The sequence below is a fragment of the Klenkia taihuensis genome (assembly GCF_900112525.1).
GTDB classification, from domain to species: Bacteria; Actinomycetota; Actinomycetes; order Mycobacteriales; family Geodermatophilaceae; genus Klenkia; species Klenkia taihuensis.
On sequence record NZ_FOMD01000004.1, the window covers coordinates 518665 to 538840 of the forward strand.

At 74.6% G+C, this 20176-nt stretch carries 21 protein-coding genes; 20 read left to right on the top strand and 1 reads right to left on the bottom strand.

All coding sequences use genetic code 11. The annotated features are described in order from the left end of the window. Positions 1 to 11: 11 nt before the first annotated feature. The 7 genes from aroC to nusB are packed head-to-tail and all read left to right on the top strand — an operon-like array spanning position 12 to position 5299. Positions 12 to 1193, top strand: coding sequence for a chorismate synthase (gene aroC / locus BM158_RS18440; protein ID WP_091562836.1), 1182 nt, complete (start codon positions 12 to 14; stop codon positions 1191 to 1193). Continuing rightward, the gene (locus tag BM158_RS18445) at positions 1190 to 1732 is read left to right on the top strand and encodes a shikimate kinase (protein ID WP_091562840.1); all 543 of its coding nucleotides are present in this window, start codon (positions 1190 to 1192) and stop codon (positions 1730 to 1732) included. The genes aroC and BM158_RS18445 overlap by 4 nt, the downstream gene beginning before the upstream one ends. Further along, positions 1729 to 2805: a 3-dehydroquinate synthase gene (aroB, locus tag BM158_RS18450; protein ID WP_229827770.1), complete on the top strand. Its 1077-nt coding sequence runs from the start codon at positions 1729 to 1731 to the stop codon at positions 2803 to 2805. Before BM158_RS18445 ends, aroB begins: the two co-directional genes overlap by 4 nt. Next, positions 2802 to 3236, top strand: a complete 435-nt coding sequence (aroQ, locus tag BM158_RS18455) for a type II 3-dehydroquinate dehydratase (protein ID WP_091562843.1) — start codon at positions 2802 to 2804, stop codon at positions 3234 to 3236. The genes aroB and aroQ overlap by 4 nt, the downstream gene beginning before the upstream one ends. Beyond that, positions 3233 to 4327, top strand: a complete 1095-nt coding sequence (locus BM158_RS18460) for a M24 family metallopeptidase (RefSeq protein ID WP_091562849.1) — start codon at positions 3233 to 3235, stop codon at positions 4325 to 4327. Before aroQ ends, BM158_RS18460 begins: the two co-directional genes overlap by 4 nt. Then, positions 4328 to 4888 (top strand): elongation factor P, encoded by a 561-nt coding sequence (gene efp / locus BM158_RS18465; RefSeq protein ID WP_091064610.1) that lies wholly within the window; start codon positions 4328 to 4330, stop codon positions 4886 to 4888. It begins immediately after the preceding gene. 3 nt (positions 4889 to 4891) lie between these two features. Continuing rightward, positions 4892 to 5299 carry a transcription antitermination factor NusB gene (gene nusB, locus BM158_RS18470; protein WP_091562852.1) on the top strand — a complete coding sequence of 136 codons (408 nt, stop codon included), beginning with the start codon at positions 4892 to 4894 and terminating at the stop codon, positions 5297 to 5299. 63 nt (positions 5300 to 5362) lie between these two features. Here the strand turns inward: nusB and bldD are convergent, their stop codons facing one another. After that, positions 5363 to 5899, bottom strand: a complete 537-nt coding sequence (bldD, locus tag BM158_RS18475) for a transcriptional regulator BldD (protein ID WP_091064617.1) — start codon at positions 5897 to 5899, stop codon at positions 5363 to 5365. Positions 5900 to 6102: 203 nt separating this feature from the next. Here bldD and pyrR point away from each other — a divergent pair, with 203 nt between their 5' ends. The 13 genes from pyrR to metK all read left to right on the top strand — a co-directional run bounded on the left by pyrR (position 6103) and on the right by metK (position 20153). Beyond that, on the top strand, positions 6103 to 6684 hold the full coding sequence (gene pyrR / locus BM158_RS18480; protein WP_091562856.1) for a bifunctional pyr operon transcriptional regulator/uracil phosphoribosyltransferase PyrR: 582 nt from the start codon (positions 6103 to 6105) through the stop codon (positions 6682 to 6684). Beyond that, positions 6677 to 7609: an aspartate carbamoyltransferase catalytic subunit gene (locus tag BM158_RS18485; protein ID WP_091562860.1), complete on the top strand. Its 933-nt coding sequence runs from the start codon at positions 6677 to 6679 to the stop codon at positions 7607 to 7609. The genes pyrR and BM158_RS18485 overlap by 8 nt, the downstream gene beginning before the upstream one ends. After that, positions 7606 to 8889, top strand: a complete 1284-nt coding sequence (locus BM158_RS18490) for a dihydroorotase (RefSeq protein ID WP_091562863.1) — start codon at positions 7606 to 7608, stop codon at positions 8887 to 8889. The genes BM158_RS18485 and BM158_RS18490 overlap by 4 nt, the downstream gene beginning before the upstream one ends. Then, positions 8886 to 9998, top strand: a complete 1113-nt coding sequence (carA, locus tag BM158_RS18495) for a glutamine-hydrolyzing carbamoyl-phosphate synthase small subunit (RefSeq protein ID WP_091562867.1) — start codon at positions 8886 to 8888, stop codon at positions 9996 to 9998. Before BM158_RS18490 ends, carA begins: the two co-directional genes overlap by 4 nt. Next, a complete protein-coding gene (gene carB / locus BM158_RS18500) occupies positions 9985 to 13290 on the top strand; it encodes a carbamoyl-phosphate synthase large subunit (protein ID WP_091562870.1) in 3306 nt (1101 codons plus the stop codon). Before carA ends, carB begins: the two co-directional genes overlap by 14 nt. Beyond that, a complete protein-coding gene (locus BM158_RS18505; protein WP_229827769.1) occupies positions 13287 to 14273 on the top strand; it encodes a dihydroorotate dehydrogenase electron transfer subunit in 987 nt (328 codons plus the stop codon). Before carB ends, BM158_RS18505 begins: the two co-directional genes overlap by 4 nt. Further along, on the top strand, positions 14270 to 15250 hold the full coding sequence (locus tag BM158_RS18510; RefSeq protein ID WP_229827768.1) for a dihydroorotate dehydrogenase: 981 nt from the start codon (positions 14270 to 14272) through the stop codon (positions 15248 to 15250). Before BM158_RS18505 ends, BM158_RS18510 begins: the two co-directional genes overlap by 4 nt. Continuing rightward, on the top strand, positions 15247 to 16101 hold the full coding sequence (pyrF, locus tag BM158_RS18515) for an orotidine-5'-phosphate decarboxylase (protein ID WP_091562872.1): 855 nt from the start codon (positions 15247 to 15249) through the stop codon (positions 16099 to 16101). The genes BM158_RS18510 and pyrF overlap by 4 nt, the downstream gene beginning before the upstream one ends. 236 nt (positions 16102 to 16337) lie before the next feature. Beyond that, positions 16338 to 16664: an integration host factor, actinobacterial type gene (gene mihF / locus BM158_RS18520; protein ID WP_165629012.1), complete on the top strand. Its 327-nt coding sequence runs from the start codon at positions 16338 to 16340 to the stop codon at positions 16662 to 16664. A gap of 35 nt (positions 16665 to 16699) precedes the next feature. After that, complete coding sequence (gene gmk, locus BM158_RS18525) at positions 16700 to 17269, top strand: guanylate kinase (RefSeq protein WP_165629013.1); 570 nt, start codon at positions 16700 to 16702, stop codon at positions 17267 to 17269. A 47-nt stretch (positions 17270 to 17316) separates the two neighbouring features. Further along, entirely contained in the window at positions 17317 to 17580 is a 264-nt protein-coding gene (gene rpoZ, locus BM158_RS18530) for a DNA-directed RNA polymerase subunit omega (RefSeq protein WP_014741310.1), read from the top strand. A gap of 66 nt (positions 17581 to 17646) precedes the next feature. Then, on the top strand, positions 17647 to 18861 hold the full coding sequence (gene coaBC / locus BM158_RS18535; protein WP_091562875.1) for a bifunctional phosphopantothenoylcysteine decarboxylase/phosphopantothenate--cysteine ligase CoaBC: 1215 nt from the start codon (positions 17647 to 17649) through the stop codon (positions 18859 to 18861). Positions 18862 to 18947: 86 nt separating this feature from the next. After that, entirely contained in the window at positions 18948 to 20153 is a 1206-nt protein-coding gene (gene metK, locus BM158_RS18540; RefSeq protein ID WP_091562877.1) for a methionine adenosyltransferase, read from the top strand. Positions 20154 to 20176 lie beyond the last annotated feature (23 nt).

Genomic DNA, 20176 nt, shown 5'->3' on the forward strand with positions numbered 1-20176 from the left:
GACTGCAGCCCATGTTGCGCTGGCTGACCGCCGGTGAGTCGCACGGTCCGCAGCTCACCGCCATCCTCGAAGGGCTCCCCGCCGGGGTGGAGGTGCAGACCTCCGACATCGACGCCCAGCTCGCCCGCCGCCGGCTGGGCCACGGCCGCGGCGCCCGGATGGCCTTCGAGCAGGACGTCGTCACCCTCACCGGCGGCGTCCGGCACGGGGTGACCCAGGGCGGGCCGATCGCGGTCCAGGTCGGCAACACCGAGTGGCCCAAGTGGGAGACGGTCATGGCCGCCGACCCGGTCGACCCCGAGCTCATCGCGAACCGGGCCCGCAACGCACCGCTGACCCGGCCCCGGCCCGGCCACGCCGACCTCGCCGGCATGCAGAAGTACGGGTTCGACGACGCCCGCCCGGTGCTGGAGCGGGCCAGCGCCCGCGAGACCGCCGCCCGGGTCGCCCTCGGCGCCGTCGCCGAGCAGTTCCTGCACCAGGTCCTGGGCGTGCGCGTGGTCAGCCACGTGGTCGGCATCGGCGCGGTCACCGCCCCCGACGGCGTGCTGCCCGGCCCCGACGACAACGACGCCCTGGACGCCGACCCGGTGCGCTGCGCCGACCCGGCCACCAGCACCCGCATGCAGGCCGAGATCGACGACGCCCACGACAGCGGCGACACCCTCGGCGGGGTGATCGAGGTCGTCGTGCACGGCCTGCCGCCGGGCCTGGGCAGCCACGTGCACTGGGACCGCCGCCTGGACAGCCGGCTGGCCGGCGCGCTCATGGGCGTGCAGTCGGTCAAGGCGGTCGAGGTCGGCGACGGCCTGGAGACCGCCCGCCGCCGCGGCTCGGTCGCCCACGACGAGATCGACGTGACCGGCGCGGGCACCGTCGCCCGGCGCACCGACCGGGCCGGCGGCATCGAGGGCGGCATGACCAACGGTGAGGTGCTGCGCGTGCGCGCGGCCATGAAGCCGATCAGCACCGTGCCGCGTGCCCTGGCCACCGTCGACACCGCCACCGGCGAGGCCGCGGTGGCCATCCACCAGCGCAGCGACGCCTGCGCGGTACCCCGCGGGTCGGTCGTGATGGAGGCGATGGTCGCCCTCGTGCTCGCCGACGCGGTGCTGGAGAAGTTCGGCGGCGACTCGGTGGCCGAGACCCGCCGCAACGTCACCGGCTACCTCGACGGGCTGGTCTGGCGGTGACCGGGCCGTCCGGCCCGCCGGTGGTGCTGGTCGGGCCGCCGGCCTCGGGCAAGACCACCGTCGGCACCCGGCTGGCGCGCGAACTGGGTGCCGCCTTCCGCGACACCGACCACGACGTCGAGGCCGAGGCCGGCACCTCGGTCGCCGACCTGTTCGTCACCCACGGCGAGCCGCACTTCCGCGCCATGGAGGAGCGCGCCGTCGCCCGCGCGCTCGCCGAGCACGACGGCGTCCTGGCCCTCGGCGGCGGCGCGGTCACCAGCGCGCACACCCGCGCCCTGCTGGTCGAGCACGGCCGCGCCGGCGGCACCGTCGTCTGGCTGGACGTCGACCTGCCGACCGCGGCCAAGCGCGTCGGGCTCTCCCGCGACCGGCCGATCCTCGGGGTGAACCCCCGGCAGATGCTGCGCCGCATGCTCGAGACCCGCGCGCCCCTGTACGGCGAGGTCGCCACCCTGCACCTGCAGACCGGCGACCGCAGCGTGGCCGCCGTGGTGGCCGACGTGCTCGCCGCCCTGACCGCCGGCAGCGCCCGGTGAGCGACCTGCACCGGGTCACCGTCGCGGGCAGCGCGCCCTACGACGTCGTCGTGGGCCCCGGCGCCCGGCACGAGCTGGCGCTGCTGCCCGGCACCGTGCTCGCCGGCGCCACCCGCGCCGCCGTGGTGCACACCGAGGCCCTCGCCGGCCTGGCCGGCGAGGTGGTCGCCACGCTGCAGAGCGCGGGCCTGGCCGCCGAGGCACTCGTCGTCCCCGACGGCGAGGCCGCCAAGACCGTCGAGGTCGCCGCCGGCCTGTGGACCGAGCTCGGCCGGCTGGGCCACACCCGCACCGACGTCGTCGTCGGCGTCGGCGGGGGAGCGGTCACCGACCTGGCCGGCTTCGTCGCCGCCACCTGGCTGCGCGGGGTCCGCGTGGTGCAGGTGCCCACCAGCCTGCTCGGCATGGTCGACGCCGCAGTGGGCGGCAAGACCGGCATCAACACCGACGCCGGCAAGAACCTGGTCGGCGCCTTCCACCCGCCGGTCGCCGTCCTCGCCGACACCGACGTCCTCGACGGCCTGCCCGAGGCCGAGTTCCGCGCGGGGCTGGCCGAGGTCGTCAAGTGCGGGTTCATCGCCGACGCCGCGATCCTGGACCTGCTCGGGGCCGACCCCACCGGCCGCGCCGCCACCACCGAGCTGATCACCCGCGCGGTGCAGGTCAAGGCCGACGCGGTCGGCGAGGACCTCTACGACACCGGCCGGCGGGAGTTCCTCAACTACGGCCACACCCTCGGCCACGCCATCGAGAAGGCCGAGTCCTACCGGTGGCGGCACGGCGAGGCCGTCGCCGTCGGCCTGGTCTTCGCCGCCGAGCTCGGCGCCGCCGCCGGGCGGCTGTCCCGCGCCGACGCCGACCGGCACCGGGAGCTGGTCGCCGCGATGGGCCTGCCCACCACCTACGCCGGCGACCTCGACCAGCTGCGCCCGGCCATGGCGGTGGACAAGAAGGCCCGCGGCCGGTCGCTGCGGTTCGTCGTCCTCGACGGCCTCGGCGCCCCCGGCATCCTCACCGACCCCGACGACGCCTGGGTGCGCCAGGCCTGGTCCGCAGTGGAGGCGACCCCATGAGCATCGTCGTGCTGAACGGCGCGAACCTCGGCCGGCTGGGCACCCGTGAGCCCGAGAAGTACGGGACGACGACCTACCCCGACCTGGTCGCCCGCATCGAGGCCGTCGCCGCCGAGCTCGGCCAGGACGTGACGGTGCGGCAGACCGACAGCGAGGCCGAGCTGCTCGGCTGGGTGCACGCCGCCGCCGACGCCGGCTCCGCCGTGGTGATCAACCCCGCGGGCTGGACGCACACCTCCGTCGTGCTGCGCGACGCCCTGGCCCAGGTGCCGGCCCCCGTCGTCGAGGTGCACATCACCAACGTGCACGCCCGCGAGGACTTCCGGCACCACTCCTACGTCTCGCCCGTCGCCACCGGCGTCGTCGCGGGGCTGGGGGTCTTCGGCTACGAGGCCGCGCTGCGCTTCCTGTCCGACGGGGGAGTGCGGTGACGCGGCACGACCACGCCGGACGGCGGGAGCGGCTCCGCGCCCTGGCGGCCGAGCGCGGGCTGGACGCCGTGCTGGTCACCGACCTGGTCAACGTCCGCTACCTGACCGGGTTCACCGGCTCCAACGGCGCCCTCCTGCTGCGCACCGTGCCGACCCCGGGCGCCCCCGACCTGTTCGGCACCGACGGCCGGTACACCACCCAGGCCGGCACCCAGGTGCCCGACGTCGAGCTGGTCGTCGACCGGGCCACCGTCGCCGCCCTCGCCCGGGCGGCCGCGGGCACCGGCCGGCTGGGCTACGAGTCGCACGTGGTCACCGTCGACGGCCTGCGGGGCCTCGAGCGGGCCGTCGGCCCGACCGAGCTGGTCAGCGTGCGGCAGGCCGTGGAGCAGCTGCGCGCGGTCAAGGACGCCGACGAGGTCGAGGCGCTGCGCCGGGCGTGCACCGTCGCCGACCAGGCCCTCGCCGAGCTCGCCGCCGAGGGTGCGCTGCGGCCGGGCCGCACCGAGCTGGCCGTGGGCCGCGAGCTCGACGCGCGGATGCTGGCGCTGGGTGCCGAGGCGCCGTCGTTCGAGACCATCGTGGCCGCCGGCGCCAACTCCGCGATCCCGCACCACCGCCCCGACTCCACCGAGCTGCGCGGCGGCGACTTCCTCAAGCTCGACTTCGGCGCCACGGTCGACGGCTACCACTCCGACATGACCCGCACGCTGGTGCTGGGCCACCCGGCCGACTGGCAGACCGAGGTCTACGCCCTGGTGCAGGAGTCCCAGGCGGCCGGCCGGGCGGCGCTCGCGGTGGGCGCCGACGTCACCGCGGTCGACGCCGCCTCCCGCGACGTCATCGCCGCGGCGGGGCACGCCGAGCACTTCACCCACGGCCTCGGGCACGGCGTGGGCCTGCAGATCCACGAGGCTCCGGGCATCTCGGCGCTGGGCGCGGGTACCCTGGCCGCCGGCATGGCCGTCACCGTGGAACCCGGGGTGTACCTCCCGGGGCACGGCGGTGTCCGGATCGAGGACACGCTGATCGTGACCGATGGCGAGCCCGAGTTGTTGACCCTCACGAGCAAGGAACTGCTGGTCCTCTAGATGGCTACCACCAACGACCTCAAGAACGGCATCGTCCTCAACCTGGACGGTCAGCTGTGGACCGTCACCGACTTCCAGCACGTGAAGCCGGGCAAGGGCGGCGCCTTCGTGCGCACCACCCTGAAGAACGTCATGAGCGGCAAGGTCGTGGACAAGACCTTCAACGCCGGCATCAAGGTCGAGACGGCCACCGTCGACAAGCGCTCGATGACCTACCTGTACCAGGACGGCGCCGACTACGTCTTCATGGACGGCGACACCTACGACCAGATCCCGGTCTCCGCGCAGACCCTCGGTGGCGGTGCCGACTACCTGCTGGAGAACACCGAGGTCGTCGTCGCCGTGCACGAGGGCACCCCGCTCTACGTCGAGCTGCCGGTGACCATGGAGCTGGTCGTGCAGCACACCGACCCGGGCCTGCAGGGCGACCGCTCCACCGGCGGCACCAAGCCCGCCACCCTGGAGACCGGCGCCGAGATCCAGGTCCCGCTGTTCATCACCACCGGCGAGAAGCTGAAGGTCGACACCCGCGACGGCCGCTACCTCGGCCGGGTCAGCTGACCGGTGGCCGCCCGCTCCAAGGCGCGCAAGCGCGCGGTCGACGTCCTCTACGAGGCCGACCTGCGCAGCCGTGACGTGCGCGAACTGCTCGCCGAGCGGATCGCCGACGGCCACCCCCCGATCAACGAGCACACCGTGCGGCTGGTCGAGGGCGCGGTCGACCACCGCGCCGACGTCGACCGGCTGATCTCCGAGCACGCCCAGGGCTGGTCGCTGGACCGGCTGCCCGACGTCGACCGCGCGATCCTGCGGATGGCCGTCGTCGAGCTCCTCTGGGTCGACGACGTCCCCGACGCCGTGGTCATCGACGAGGCGGTCGAGCTGGCCAAGAGCCTGTCCACCGACGACTCGGCCGCCTACGTCAACGGCGTGCTCGCCGGGATCCTCAAGTCCCAGATCCCCACGGCCTGACCCCCCGCACGACGAAGGCCCGCACCGGCGAACCGGTGCGGGCCTTCCTCGTACGTGCTGCGGTCAGCGGGGGGAGCGGCGGCGGTCGCTCCAGCCGTCCTCGTCCTCGTCGGCGTAGATGCTGCCGTCGGCGCCGGGCGAGAGCACGCCCCACTCGATGAGCCGGGTGGTCAGCTCGTCGGGGCTCATGTCGTAGATGATCGCCAGCGACTTGAGGTCCTCGGTGCGGATCGACAGCACCTTGCCGTTGTAGTCGTGCCGCTGCGCCTGGATGGTCGAGGCGTAGCGGGCCAGCGGGCCGGCCTCGTCGGCGGGCAGGGAGCCCAGCGACTCCAGGTTCAGCACGATCTTGGTCGACTTGGTGATCGCCGAGCTCGGCCGCGGGTCGGGCAGCAGCTCGGCCACCGGGACGCCGTAGAACACCGCGAGCTCGGAGAGCCGCTGCACGGTCACCGCGCGGTCGCCGCGCTCGTAGGACCCCACCACGACGGCCTTCCAGCGGCCGTGCGACTTGTCCTCGACACCCTGCAGCGAGAGACCCTGCTGGTTCCGGATCGCCCGGAGGCGAGCGCCCAGCGCTCGCGAGTAGTCGGTGCTCATCGTTCCTGCTCACTCAGTGTCGTCGGGCAAGGCGCTTGCTGGTGACGGAGAGTACTCGATTTCGGTGGTGCACGGCGCGTCGAGCACCCCCGATCGGGTGAGGTCCGTGCCGACGCAGGTCACACCGCACCGTGCGCTAGCGTCGCACCCGGTCCTACCCGCTCCTTTAACGACCCGTCCCGTGAGGCGGGGAAGGAGGCCTGATGGCCCAGCCATCGACCCCTGCGCCGGGCACGCCCGGCCTGTTGCTCACCGCCGACGACGTCACCCGCGTGGTCGACCGCATGGCCCACCAGCTCATCGAGCGCGCGGCCAGCTCCGGGGGTGAGGGCGACGGTCTCGCCGACCTCGTCCTGGTCGGCATCCCCACCCGCGGCGCCCCGCTGGCCCGCCGGCTCGCCGCCCGCATCGAGGCCTTCACCGGCACCCGCGTCGACGTCGGCACCGTCGACATCACCCTCTACCGCGACGACCTGCGCACCCGCGGCGTCCGCGCGCTGGAGGACACCCGGCTGCCCGACGCCGGCATCGACGGCCGCCTCGTCGTCCTCGTCGACGACGTGCTGTTCTCCGGCCGCTCGGTGCGGGCCGCGCTGGACGGCCTGCGCGACGTCGGCCGGCCCCGCGCCGTCCAGCTCGCCGTGCTGGTCGACCGCGGCCACCGCGAGCTGCCGATCAAGGCCGACTTCGTGGGCAAGAACGTGCCCACCTCCCGCAGCCAGCAGGTCCGGGTGCGGCTGGCCGAGGTCGACGGCGAGGACGGGGTGGGCGTCACCGATGCGTGAGTCCCTGACCCACCGGCACCTGCTCGAGGCGTCCGACCTCGACCGCGACGACGCCACCCTGGTCCTCGACACGGCCGCGCAGATCGAGTCCGCGCTGGCCGGCCGCGAGGTCAAGAAGCTGCCCACCCTGCGCGGGCGGACCGTGGTCAACCTGTTCTTCGAGGACTCCACCCGCACCCGGATCAGCTTCGAGCTGGCCGCCAAGCGGCTGTCCGCCGACGTCATCAACTTCTCCGCCAAGGGATCCAGCGTCTCCAAGGGCGAGGGCCTCAAGGACACGGCCCTGACCCTGGAGGCCATGGGCGCCGACGGCATCGTCGTCCGGCACTCCGCCTCCGGGGCCCCGCACCGGCTGGCCACCTGGGTGGCCGGCAGCGTGGTGAACGCCGGCGACGGCACCCACGAGCACCCCACCCAGGCGCTGCTGGACGCCTTCACCATCCGCAAGCGGCTGGGCCGGCTCGAGGGCGTCCGGGTGGTCATCACCGGCGACGTGCTGCACAGCCGGGTGGCCCGCTCCAACGTGCGGCTGCTGCACACCCTGGGCGCCGAGGTCACCCTGGTCGCCCCGCCGACGCTGCTGCCGGTGGGCGTGGAGAGCTGGCCGGTCACGGTGTCCTACGACCTGGACGCCGTCCTGCCCGGTGCCGACGTGCTGATGATGCTGCGGGTCCAGGCCGAGCGGATGAACGCCTCGTTCTTCCCCTCGGCGCGGGAGTACAGCCGCCGGTACGGCCTGGACGCCGACCGGGTGGCCCGGCTGGGCGACGACGCGATCGTCATGCACCCCGGGCCGATGGTCCGCGGGATGGAGATCGCCGCCGACGTCGCGGACTCGCCCCGCTCCACCATCGTCGAGCAGGTCGGCAACGGCGTCAGCGTGCGCATGGCCGTCCTCTACCTGTTGCTCGGAGGGAACGCGTGACCATCCTCATCAAGGGCGCCAGGCCCTACGGCGAGGACGCCGTCGACGTCCTGGTCTCCGACGGGGTCATCGCCGCGATCGGCGAGGACCTGTCCACCACCGCCGAGACGGTCGACGCGGGCGGGCTGGTGCTGCTGCCCGGCCTGGTCGACCTGCACACCCACCTGCGCGAGCCCGGCCGCGAGGACACCGAGACGGTGCTCACCGGGTCCCGGGCCGCGGCGCTGGGCGGCTACACCGCGGTGCACGCCATGGCCAACACCGACCCGGTCGCCGACACCGCCGGCGTCGTCGAGCAGGTCTGGCGGCTGGGCTCCGACGCCGGCCTGGTCGACGTCGTCCCGGTCGGCGCGGTCACCGTCGGGCTGGGCGGCGAGCGGCTGGCCGAGCTCGGCGCCATGGCCGACTCCGCCGCCCGGGTCCGGGTGTTCTCCGACGACGGCAAGTGCGTCGCCGACCCGGCGCTGATGCGCCGGGCGCTGGAGTACACCAAGGCCCTGGACGGCGTCGTCGCGCAGCACGCGGAGGAGCCCCGGCTGACCGTGGGCGCGCAGATGCACGAGGGCGAGCGGTCGGCCCGGCTGGGCCTGACCGGCTGGCCCGCGGTCGCCGAGGAGGCGATCATCGCCCGCGACGTGCTGCTGGCCGAGCACGTCGGCGCCCGGCTGCACGTCTGCCACGTCTCCACCGCGGGCTCGGTCGAGCTCATCCGGTGGGCCAAGTCGCGCGGGGTGCAGGTGACCGCCGAGGTGACCCCGCACCACCTGCTGCTCACCGACGCGCAGGCCGAGGGCTACGACGCCACCTTCAAGGTCAACCCGCCGCTGCGGACGGCCGAGGACGTCGCCGCGCTCCGCGGTGGGCTGGCCGACGGGACCATCGACGCGGTCGCCACCGACCACGCCCCGCACGCCGCGGAGGACAAGGAGTGCGAGTGGTCCGCGGCCCGGCCGGGGATGCTCGGGCTGGAGCAGGCCCTGTCGGTCGTCGTCGACACGATGGTCGACACCGGCCTCATGACCTGGCGGGAGGTCGCCGACCGGATGTCGGTGCGCCCCGCCGCGATCGGCCGGCTCGCCGGTCACGGCCGCCCGCTGGAGGTGGGGGAGCCGGCCAACCTGGTGCTGGTCGACCCCGGCGCCCGCGCGGTCGTCGACCCGGTCGCGCTGGCCAGCAAGAGCCGCAACAGCCCCTACGCCGGGCGGGAGCTGCCCGCCCGCGTGGTGCACGTGCTGCTGCGCGGAGAACTGTCGGTACGGGACGGGAAGGTGCAGAAGTGAGCGAAGCGGTGCTCGTGCTCGAGGACGGCCGGACCTTCCGCGGTGAGTCCTACGGGGCCACGGGGACGACGGTCGGCGAGGCGGTCTTCTCCACCGGCATGACCGGCTACCAGGAGACCCTCACCGACCCCAGCTACCACCGCCAGGTGGTGGTGATGACGGCCCCGCACATCGGCAACACCGGGGTCAACGAGGACGACGACGAGTCCCGCCGCATCTGGGTGGCCGGCTTCGTCGTCCGCGACCCGGCCCGCCGGCCGGCCAACTGGCGCGCCACCGGCACCCTCGACGACGAGCTCGTCGAGAACGGCGTCGTCGGCATCAGCGGGGTCGACACCCGGGCGCTGACCCGGCACCTGCGCGACCGCGGCGCCATGCGGGTGGGCATCTCCACCGAGCTGGACGCCGACGAGCTGCTCGCCCGGGTGCAGGCCGCGCCGTCGATGTCCGGCGCCGACCTGGCGCCGGAGGTCACCACCCCGGAGGCCTACACGGTGCCGGCGGTGGGGGAGAAGAGGTACACGATCTCCGCCCTCGACCTCGGCATCAAGGCCGCCACCCCCCGGCACCTGGCCGAGCTGGGCGTGGAGACCCGGGTGCTGCCGGCCACCGCCACCGCGCAGGAGCTGCTGGACGCCGGCCCCGACGGCGTCTTCCTGTCCAACGGCCCCGGTGACCCCGCGGCCAGCGACTACGCCGTCGAGGCGGTGCGCGGCGTGCTCGACGCCGGCCGGCCGCTGTTCGGCATCTGCTTCGGCAACCAGATCCTCGGCCGGGCGCTGGGCCTGGGCACCTACAAGCTGCCCTTCGGCCACCGCGGGCTCAACCAGCCGGTGCTCGACCGGGTCACCGACTCGGTCCGGGTGACCAGCCAGAACCACGGGTTCGCCGTCGACGCCCCGCTCGACCGGGCCACCGACACCCCCTACGGGCGTGTCGAGGTCAGCCACGTCGGGCTCAACGACCAGGTCGTCGAGGGTCTGCGCTGCCTCGACGTCCCCGCCTTCAGCGTGCAGTTCCACCCCGAGGCCGCCGCCGGTCCGCACGACGCGGCCCCGCTCTTCCAGCGCTTCGTCGACCTGATGGAGGACACCCGTGCCCAGGCGTGAGGACATCGCGCACGTCATGGTGATCGGCTCCGGGCCGATCGTCATCGGGCAGGCCTGCGAGTTCGACTACTCCGGCACCCAGGCCTGCCGCGTGCTCAAGGCCGAGGGGCTCCGCGTGAGCCTGGTCAACAGCAACCCGGCCACGATCATGACCGACCCCGAGGTCGCCGACGCCACCTACGTGGAGCCACTGACCCCGGAGTTCGTGGAGAAGGTCATCGCCGCCGAGCGGCCCGACGCCCTGCTGGCCACCCTCGGCGGGCAGACCGCGCTCAACCTCGGCCTGGCGCTGCAGGCCAACGGGGTGCTCCAGAAGTACGGCGTGCAGCTGATCGGCGCCGACGCCGACGCGATCAACCGCGGCGAGGACCGGCAGCTGTTCAAGGACATCGTCCGCTCGGTGGGCGCCGACGCCCCGCGGTCGAAGGTCTGCGGCACCGTCGAGGAGGCCCTGGCCACCGCCGACGAGGTCGGCTACCCGGTGGTCATCCGGCCCAGCTTCACCATGGGCGGGCTGGGCTCGGGGTTCGCCACCGACGAGCCGATGCTGCGCCGGATGGCCGCGCACGGCTTGGCCGACTCCCCGGTGCACACCGTGCTCATCGAGGAGTCGGTGCTGGGCTGGAAGGAGTACGAGCTCGAGCTCATGCGCGACCGCACCGACAACGTGGTCGTCGTCTGCTCCATCGAGAACGTCGACGCCATGGGCGTGCACACCGGCGACTCGGTGACCGTCGCCCCGGCGATGACCCTCACCGACCGCGAGTACCAGAAGATGCGCGACGTCGGCATCGCCGTGCTGCGCGCGGTCGGCGTCGACACCGGGGGCTGCAACATCCAGTTCGCGGTCAACCCGGCCGACGGCCGGCTGGTCGTGATCGAGATGAACCCCCGCGTCAGCCGCTCGTCGGCGCTGGCCTCCAAGGCCACCGGGTTCCCGATCGCCAAGATCGCCGCGAAGCTCGCCATCGGCTACACCCTCGACGAGATCCGCAACGACATCACCGGCGTCACCCCGGCCGCCTTCGAGCCCACGCTGGACTACGTCGTCGTCAAGATCCCGCGGTTCGCCTTCGAGAAGTTCCCGGGTGCCGACCCCCGGCTGACCACGACGATGAAGAGCGTCGGCGAGGTCATGAGCATGGGCCGCAACTTCACCGAGGCCCTGGGCAAGGCGATGCGGTCCACCGAGACGTCGCAGGTCGGGTTCTGGACCGGGCCGGCCCAGCCGGAGGAGACGGCCGAGGAGCTGCTGGAGCGGCTGCGCACCCCGGTCGACGGCCGGCTCTACACCGCCGAGCGGGCGCTGGCCGCCGGCGCCACCGTCGAGCAGGTCGCCGAGGCCTCGGGCTTCGACCCCTGGTTCGTCGACCAGGTGCTGCAGGTGCACGAGATCGGCACCGAGGTCCGCGGCGCGCCGTCGCTGACCCCCGACCTGCTGCGCCGGGCCAAGCGGCACGGCCTGTCCGACCGGCAGATCGCGGCGCTGCGGCCCGAGCTCGCCGGTGAGGACGGCGTCCGGACGCTGCGTTGGCGGCTGGGCATCCGGCCGGTCTACAAGACGGTGGACACCTGCGCCGCGGAGTTCGCCGCCACCACGCCCTACCACTACTCCTCCTACGACGAGGAGACCGAGGTGCAGCCGCGGGAGAAGCCGGCGGTGCTGATCCTGGGCTCCGGGCCGAACCGGATCGGGCAGGGCATCGAGTTCGACTACTCCTGCGTGCACGCCGTGCTGGCCCTGCAGGACGCCGGCTACGAGGCGGTGATGGTCAACTGCAACCCCGAGACCGTCTCCACCGACTACGACACCGCCGACCGGCTGTACTTCGAGCCGCTGACCTTCGAGGACGTGCTCGAGGTCGTCGAGGCCGAGCGCGCCGCCGGCCCGGTCGCCGGGGTCATCTGCACCCTGGGCGGGCAGACGCCGCTGGCCCTGGCGCAGCGGCTCAAGGACGCCGGCGTGCCGGTCCTGGGCACCGCCCCGGAGGCCATCGACGCCGCCGAGGACCGCGGGGAGTTCTCCCGGGTGCTGGCCGACACCGGCCTGCCCGCGCCCAAGCACGGCACCGCCGTCCGGTTCACCGAGGCCCGCGACATCGCCGCGGAGATCGGCTACCCGGTGCTGGTGCGGCCCTCCTACGTGCTGGGCGGGCGCGGCATGGAGATCGTCTACGAGGACGCGACGCTGGAGGCCTACCTGGCCAAGGCGACCGACGTCAGCCCCGACCACCCGGTGCTCATCGACCGCTTCCTCGAGGACGCCGTCGAGATCGACGTCGACGCCCTCTACGACGGCACCGAGCTGTACCTCGGCGGGGTCATGGAGCACATCGAGGAGGCCGGCATCCACTCCGGCGACTCGGCGTGCGCGCTGCCCCCGATCACCCTGGGCGGCACCGACCTCGCCGCCATCCGCACGGCCACCGAGAAGCTGGCCGCCCGGATCGGGGTGCGCGGGCTGATGAACGTGCAGTACGCCCTCAAGGACGACGTCCTGTACGTGCTGGAGGCCAACCCGCGCGCCAGCCGCACCGTGCCGTTCGTGTCCAAGGCGACGGCGGTGCCGCTGGCCAAGGCCGCGGCCCGGATCGCGGTGGGGGAGACCGTCGCGCAGCTGCGCGCGGCCGGGGTGCTGCCGCCCACCGGCGACGGCACCCACGCCCCCGAGGACGCACCGATCGCGGTCAAGGAGGCGGTGCTGCCGTTCAACCGGTTCCGCTCCGCCGACGGGTCGGGCGTGGACACCGTGCTGTCCCCGGAGATGAAGTCCACCGGCGAGGTGATGGGCCTGGACGCCGGGTTCGGCACCGCGTTCGCCAAGTCCCAGGCCGCCGCCTACGGGTCGCTGCCCACCGAGGGCACGGTCTTCGTGTCGCTGGCCAACCGGGACAAGCGCTCGGCGGTCTTCCCGGTCAAGCGGCTGGCCGACCTCGGGTTCACCGTGCTGGCCACCGCCGGCACCGCCTCGGTGCTGCGCCGCAACGGCGTGGCGGCCACCGTGGTCGGCAAGTTCTCCGACGGGCCGGGCAACGTGGTGGAGAAGATCCTGGCCGGGGAGGTCGACATGGTCGTCAACACCCCGTTCGGCGCCCCGGGCAACTCCGGGCCGCGGCTGGACGGCTACGAGATCCGCTCGGCCGCCGTGACCGCGGGCATCCCGTGCATCACCACGGTGCCGGGCCTGGCCGCGGCGGTGCAGGGCGTCGAGTCGCTGCGCCGCGGCGACCTCGGGGTGCGCAGCCTGCAGGACCTGCACGCGGCGCTCTCGGCCAGCCGAGCCGGGTCGTGAGCGAGGACGAAGAGGGCGGCACCCGGGTGGTGCAGCTGCCGTCGGGGGAGCGGCTGCTGCCCCCGGTGCCCGGCACCGCCCGCGCCCCCCTCGGGCAGCCCGCCCCGCCCGCGGCGCACCCGCCGGTGCAGGGCGTGGCGGTGGTCGTCGGGTCCCGGCCGGTCAGCGCCTACACGGAGCTGACCATCGAGGCGCCCGACATCGCCGAGACGGCCGCACCCGGCCAGTTCGTGGCCTTCGCGGTGGGCGGGCCGACCTCGTCGATGCTGCTGCGCCGCTCGATCGCCATCGCCGGGGTGGGGGAGGGCCGGTTCTCCGTCGTGGTCAGCGCCCGCGCCGAGGGCTCGACCTGGCTGGCCACGCGCCGTCCGGGGGACGAGGTGGACGTGGTCGGCCCGCTGGGCCGGCCCTTCCCGCTGCCGCCCGAGGGCACGCCCGCGCTGCTGGTCGGCGGGGGCTACGGCGCCGCGGCGCTGGTCGGCCTGGGCGGGCTGCTGCGCGCCCGCGGGCACGAGGTGGCCGCGGTCGTGGGCGCCGGCGACCAGGCCCGGCTGTGCTCGGTGGACGACCTGGCCGCGGTCGCCGCCCCCTTCGTGGTCACCACCGACGACGGCAGCACGGGCCGGGCCGGGCGGGTCACCGAGCCGGTGGCCGAGCTGGTGAGCGGCGCCGGGGTGGTCTACGCCTGCGGGCCGATGCCGATGCTCGCCGCCGTCGCCGGGCTCGCCACCGACCGCGGCGTGCCGTCGTGGGTGGCCGTCGAGGAGTCGATGGCCTGCGGCGTCGGGGTCTGCATGACCTGCGTGCTGCCGGTGGTGGGCGCCGACGGCCGGAGCCGGTTCGCTCGCTCCTGCACCGAGGGCCCGGTGTTCGCCGGCGACCGGGTGCGCTTCGCCGACGTCGGCACGCTGCCCCCGGACCTGGTGGGCGCCGACGCGATGCAGCTGGCCCACGCCGTGCCCGAGGAGGGTGAGACCCCGTGACGACGCTCCCCGAGGTCCTCCCCAGCGTCGACATGCAGGCCTCCATCGGCGGGGTGCCGGTGGTCAGCCCGGTGCTCACCGCGTCGGGCTGCTCGTCCTTCGGCCGCGAGCTCGACCCGTTCTTCGACCTCACCGCCATCGGCGCGGTGGTCACCAAGTCGGTGCAGCTGCGGCCGCGGTCGGGCCGGGCCACGCCGCGGATGGCCGAGACGCCCAGCGGCATGATCAACTCGATCGGGCTGCAGGGCCCGGGCATCGACGGCCTGCTGGCCGACGAGCTGCCCTGGCTGGCCGAGCGCGGTGTGCGGTCCTTCGTGTCCATCGCCGGCGCCCGCACCGAGGACTTCGCCGAGCTCGCCGCCCGGCTGCGCGGTGCGCCCGGTGTGCTGGGCATCGAGGTCAACATCTCCTGCCCGAACGTGGAGAGCCGCGGCGAGGTGTTCGCCTGCAACCCCGACGCCTCCGCCGCGGTCGTCGCCGCCGTCCGGGAGGCCGCCGACCCGGCGCACCCGGTCTACGCCAAGCTCACCCCCGACGTCACCGACATCGTGTCCGTCGCCCGGGCGTGCGCCGACGCCGGCGCCAACGGCCTGTCCATGATCAACACGCTGCTGGGCCTGGTCATCGACCCCGACACCATGCGCCCGGTGCTCGGCGGGGTCACCGGCGGGCTGTCCGGCCCGGCGATCCGCCCCGTGGCGCTGCGGTGCGTGTGGCAGGTGCACGCGGCGCTGCCCAACGTGCCGATCCTGGGCATGGGCGGCATCCGCACCGGCCTGGACGCCCTGCAGTTCGTCCTGGCCGGCGCCGGGGCGGTGTCGGTGGGCACCGCGGTGTTCAACGACCCGTCGGCCCCGGCCCGGATCCACGACGAGCTCGCCGAGGCGCTGGGGGAGCGCGGCTTCGGTCGGCTGGCCGACGCGGTCGGCTACGCCCACCGCGCGCCCGACGAGGGCCCGCCCGGGCGGCACGCGTGAGCGGCGCAGGCGCCCCGTTCGGCGCCCGGCTGGCCGCCGCCGTCGCCGACCGCGGCCCGCTGTGCGTGGGCATCGACCCGCACCGCGAGCTGCTGGGGGCCTGGGGGCTGCCCGACGACGTCGAGGGCCTGCGCCGGTTCACCGACGCCGTCGTCGGGGCGCTGGCCGGCACGGTCGCCGTCCTCAAGCCCCAGTCGGCGTTCTACGAGCGGCACGGGTCGGGCGGGCTGGCCGTCCTGGAGACCGCCGTGGCCGCCGCCCGAGCCGCGGGCGCGCTGGTGCTGCTGGACGCCAAGCGCGGCGACATCGGCTCGACCATGGCCGGCTACGCCGACGTGCTCGCCCCCGGGCACCCCGCGCAGGTCGACGCGGTCACCGTGAGCCCCTACCTGGGCCCGGGGTCGCTGGAGCCGGCGGTGCGCACCGCCCGCGAGCACGGCGGCGGCCTGTTCGTGCTGGCGCGCACCTCCAACCCCGACGCCGCCACCTTCCAGCACGCCCGGCTGGCCGACGGCCGCACGGTGGCCCAGGCCGTCGTGGACACGGTGGGCGGCTGGAACGCCGGCGGCGACCTCGGGTCCGAGGGCGTCTGGGGGCCGCGCACCGGGTCCTTCGGCGTCGTCGTGGGCGCCACGCTGGCCGACCTCGACGTCGACCTGGCCGGCCTGCGCGGGCCGGTGCTGGCACCGGGGCTGGGCGCCCAGGGCGGCACCCCGGCGGACCTGCGGCGGCTGTTCGGCACCGGCGCGGCCGTCGTCCCCACGGTGTCCCGGGACGTGCTCGGGGCCGGGCCGGACCCGGCCGCGCTGCGCGCCGCGGCGGAGCGGTGGGCGGCGGAACTGGCGGGCTGACCTGGCGGACCACCGGTCGGGGGAGACGTCGGACGGTTGTACTGTGACGCCTGTTCGTGAGCCGGTCACACGATCCGGCCGATCCGGTGCCGGGGGTGCTGCCGCCCCGCCCGGGGGTGACTAGGTTGCTCCCCAAGGCTCCAGCCCGTGGGCCGCTGCCCACCTCGCACACCACCCCGCAGTCCGAACCGATCCGGCGGCGTTCCGTCCGCCACGACGATGATTGGGTAGTCCCCGTGCCTCTCCCCCAGCTGACCCCCGAACAGCGCGCTGCCGCCCTCGAGAAGGCCGCCGCGGCCCGCAAGGTCCGCGCCGAGCTCCGCGAGCGGCTCAAGAGCAAGGGCACCTCGGTCGGCGACGTCCTCAAGCAGGGCGAGACCGACGAGGTCATCGGCAAGATGCGCGTCTCCGCCGTCCTGGAGTCCCTGCCGGGTGTCGGCAAGGCCCGGGCCGCCAAGATCATGGAGCGCCTGGAGATCTCCCCGACCCGCCGCGTGCGCGGGCTGGGCGCCAACCAGCGGAAGGCGCTGGAGGCCGAGTTCGCCGGCGAGCAGTCCGCCTGAGCCCCGCCCCCGCCCCCGCCCGAGGTCCGTCCGCCGTGGTCGCGACGCGTGCCCGCCTGACGGTGCTGTCCGGTCCCTCGGGCGTGGGGAAGGGGACCGTGGTCGCCGAGGTGCGCCGCCGGCACCCCGAGGTCTGGGTGTCGGTCTCGGTGACCACCCGCCGTCCCCGCCCCGGCGAGGTCGACGGCGAGCACTACCACTTCCTGGACGCCGAGGCCTTCGACCACCTCGTCGCCACCGACGGCCTGCTGGAGTGGGCCGAGTACGCCGGCAACCGGTACGGGACACCGCGGGCCCCGGTCGACGAGCAGCTCGCCCTCGGCCTGCCGGCGCTGCTGGAGATCGAGATGCAGGGCGCCCGGCAGGTGCGGGCCACCGCCCCCGACGCCCAGCTGGTCTTCCTCGCCCCGCCCTCCTTCGAGGAGCTGGCCTCCCGGCTGACCGGCCGCGGGTCGGAGCCGGCCGAGGTGATCGAGCGCCGGCTGGCCATCGCCCGCGCCGAGATGGCGGCCGTCGGGGACTACGACGTGGTGGTGGTGAACGACGACCTCGCCCGCGCCGCGGACGAGTTGGTACTCTTGCTGACTGCGCCACCCGCAGGCTGACGTCCCGCCTGCAGCGCCTGCCGTCCTACCGAGGAGCTCACCCGCCCGTGTCCGGAGTCGCACCTGCCCCCGAGGGCATCACCAACCCCCCGATCGACGAGCTGCTCGAGCGCACCAGCAGCAAGTACGGGCTGGTCATCTACGCCGCCAAGCGGGCCCGCCAGATCAACGCCTACTACAGCCAGCTCTCCGAGGGCCTGCTGGAGTACGTCGGCCCGCTGGTCGACACCGCCCCCCAGGAGAAGCCGCTCTCGATCGCGCTGCGCGAGATCAACGAGGGCCTGCTGACCCACACGGCCGGCGAGAACTAGACCCCATCGGATGAAGCCCCCGGCCCCGCGGCCGGGGGCTTCGTCGTGCCCGGGCAGGATGGGCGCATGAGCCGGATCGTGCTGGGCGTCGGCGGCGGTGTGGCCGCCTACAAGTCCGCGCTGCTGCTGCGGGCGCTCACCGAGCGCGGCCACGACGTCCGGGTGGTCCCGACCGCCTCCGCGCTGCGGTTCGTCGGCGCCGCCACCTTCGAGGCGCTGAGCGGCAACCCGGTCAGCACCGAGGTGTGGGACGACGTCCCCGAGGTCGCCCACGTGCGCATCGGCCAGACCGCCGACCTGGTCGTGGTCAACCCCGCCACCGCCGACCTGCTGGCCCGCGCCGCGGCCGGTCGCGCCGACGACCTGCTCACCGCCACCCTGCTCGCCACCGGGGCCCCCGTGGTCTTCGTGCCGGCGATGCACACCGAGATGTGGTTGCACCCGGCCACCCAGGACAACGTGGCCACCCTCCGCCGCCGCGGCGCCGTCGTGCTGCCGCCCGCGGTGGGCCGGCTCACCGGCCCCGACTCCGGCCCCGGCCGGCTGCCCGAGCCCGCCGACGTCGCCGCGCTGCTCGACGTCGTCCTCGCCGGCGGCTCGCTGCACCAGGACCTCGCCGGGGCCCGCGTGGTGGTCAGCGCCGGCGGCACCCGCGAGCCGCTGGACCCGGTCCGGTTCCTCGGCAACCGGTCCTCGGGCCGGCAGGGGTGGGCCCTGGCCCGGGTCGCCGCCGCCCGCGGCGCGGAGGTCACCCTCGTCGCGGCCAACGTCGAGGACCCCGCACCGTTCGGCTGCGCGGTCGTCCCGGTGGGCACCGCGGCCGAGCTCGAGGCGGCCATGGGCGAGCACGCACCGGACGCCGACGTGGTCGTGATGGCCGCCGCGGTCGCCGACTTCCGGCCCACCGAGGTCGCGGCCGCCAAGATGAAGAAGGGCGGGTCCAGCGAGCCGTCCGCGGTCGCGCTCACCCGCAACCCCGACGTGCTGGCCGGCCTGGTGGCCGCCCGGCCCGAGGGCCAGCTGGTGGTCGGCTTCGCCGCCGAGACCGGGGACGCCGACGACGACGTGCTGGGCCACGCCCGCGCCAAGCTGGCCCGCAAGGGCTGCGACCTGCTGGTGGTCAACGACGTCTCGGCCGGCCAGGTCTTCGGCCGGCCCGACAACGCCGTCACCGTGCTGGCCGCCGACGGCAGCGCCACCGTCGTCCCGGCCGGTCCCAAGGACCTCGTGGCGGCCGGCATCTGGGACTCCGTCGCGCCGCGGGTGACCACCCGCCGGTAACCTCGTCCGCCGGGCGTCCCCACGACGAACGCCGAGAGAGGGCCCGCCGTCGCGGGCCGGACCAGCAACCCCCAGGGAGCACCGAAGTGGCACGTCGCCTGTTCACGTCCGAGTCGGTCACCGAGGGCCACCCGGACAAGATCGCCGACCAGATCAGCGACGCGATCCTGGACGAGATGCTCACCCAGGACCCGCGCAGCCGGGTCGCCGTCGAGACCATGATCACCACTGGTCAGGTGCACATCGCCGGCGAGGTCACCACCGCGGGCTACGTGGACATCGCCAAGGTCGTCCGCGACACCATCCTCGGCATCGGCTACGACAGCTCCCGCAAGGGCTTCGACGGCGCCTCGTGCGGTGTCAGCGTCTCCCTCGGCGCGCAGTCGCCCGACATCGCGCAGGGCGTGGACCTCGGCTACGAGTCCCGCACCGGCGCCGCCGACCGCGCCGCGGCGGCCGAGGACCTCATCGCCAGCCAGGGCGCCGGCGACCAGGGCCTGATGTTCGGCTACGCCAGCGACGAGACCCCCGAGCTCATGCCGCTGCCGATCGCGCTGGCCCACCGGCTGTCCAAGCGGCTCTCGGCGGTGCGCAAGGACGGCTCGGTGCCCTACCTGCGACCCGACGGCAAGACCCAGGTCACCGTGGTCTACGAGGACGACCGGCCGGTCGGCGTGGACACCGTCGTGGTGTCCTCGCAGCACGCCGAGGACATCTCCATCGACACCCTGCTCACCCCCGACGTCGAGGAGCTCGTGGTGCAGCCCGAGCTCGCCGCGCTCGGCCTGCCCACCACCGGGCACCGGCTGCTGGTCAACCCGACCGGGAAGTTCGTCATCGGCGGCCCCATGGGTGACGCCGGCCTGACCGGCCGCAAGATCATCGTGGACACCTACGGGGGCATGGCCCGGCACGGCGGCGGCGCCTTCTCCGGCAAGGACCCCTCGAAGGTCGACCGCTCGGCGGCCTACGCCATGCGCTGGGTGGCCAAGAACGTCGTCGCCGCGGGCCTGGCCCGCCGCTGCGAGGTGCAGGTCGCCTACGCCATCGGCGCGGCCAGCCCGGTCGGCCTTTTCGTGGAGACCTTCGGCACCGGCACCGTCCCGGACGACGTCCTGGAGAAGGCGATCACCGGCGTGTTCGACCTGCGCCCGGGCGCCATCGTCCGCGACCTGGACCTGCTGCGGCCCATCTACGGCCCGACCGCCGCCTACGGCCACTTCGGCCGCACCGACCTGGACCTGCCGTGGGAGCGCACCGACCGCGTCGACGCGCTGAAGGCCGCCGTCTGATCTTGTCGGTGGCGCCCGGCACC

Excerpts from the sequence above, each read along its gene's own strand:
- aroC (WP_091562836.1), top strand. The coding sequence starts at position 12 with ATGTTGCGCTGGCTGACCGCCGGTGAGTCGCACGGTCCGCAGCTCACC.
- aroQ (WP_091562843.1), top strand. The coding sequence starts at position 2,802 with ATGAGCATCGTCGTGCTGAACGGCGCGAACCTCGGCCGGCTGGGCACC.
- efp (WP_091064610.1), top strand. The coding sequence starts at position 4,328 with ATGGCTACCACCAACGACCTCAAGAACGGCATCGTCCTCAACCTGGAC.
- bldD (WP_091064617.1), bottom strand. The coding sequence starts at position 5,899 with ATGAGCACCGACTACTCGCGAGCGCTGGGCGCTCGCCTCCGGGCGATC.
- pyrR (WP_091562856.1), top strand. The coding sequence starts at position 6,103 with ATGGCCCAGCCATCGACCCCTGCGCCGGGCACGCCCGGCCTGTTGCTC.
- BM158_RS18485 (WP_091562860.1), top strand. The coding sequence starts at position 6,677 with ATGCGTGAGTCCCTGACCCACCGGCACCTGCTCGAGGCGTCCGACCTC.
- coaBC (WP_091562875.1), top strand. The coding sequence starts at position 17,647 with ATGAGCCGGATCGTGCTGGGCGTCGGCGGCGGTGTGGCCGCCTACAAG.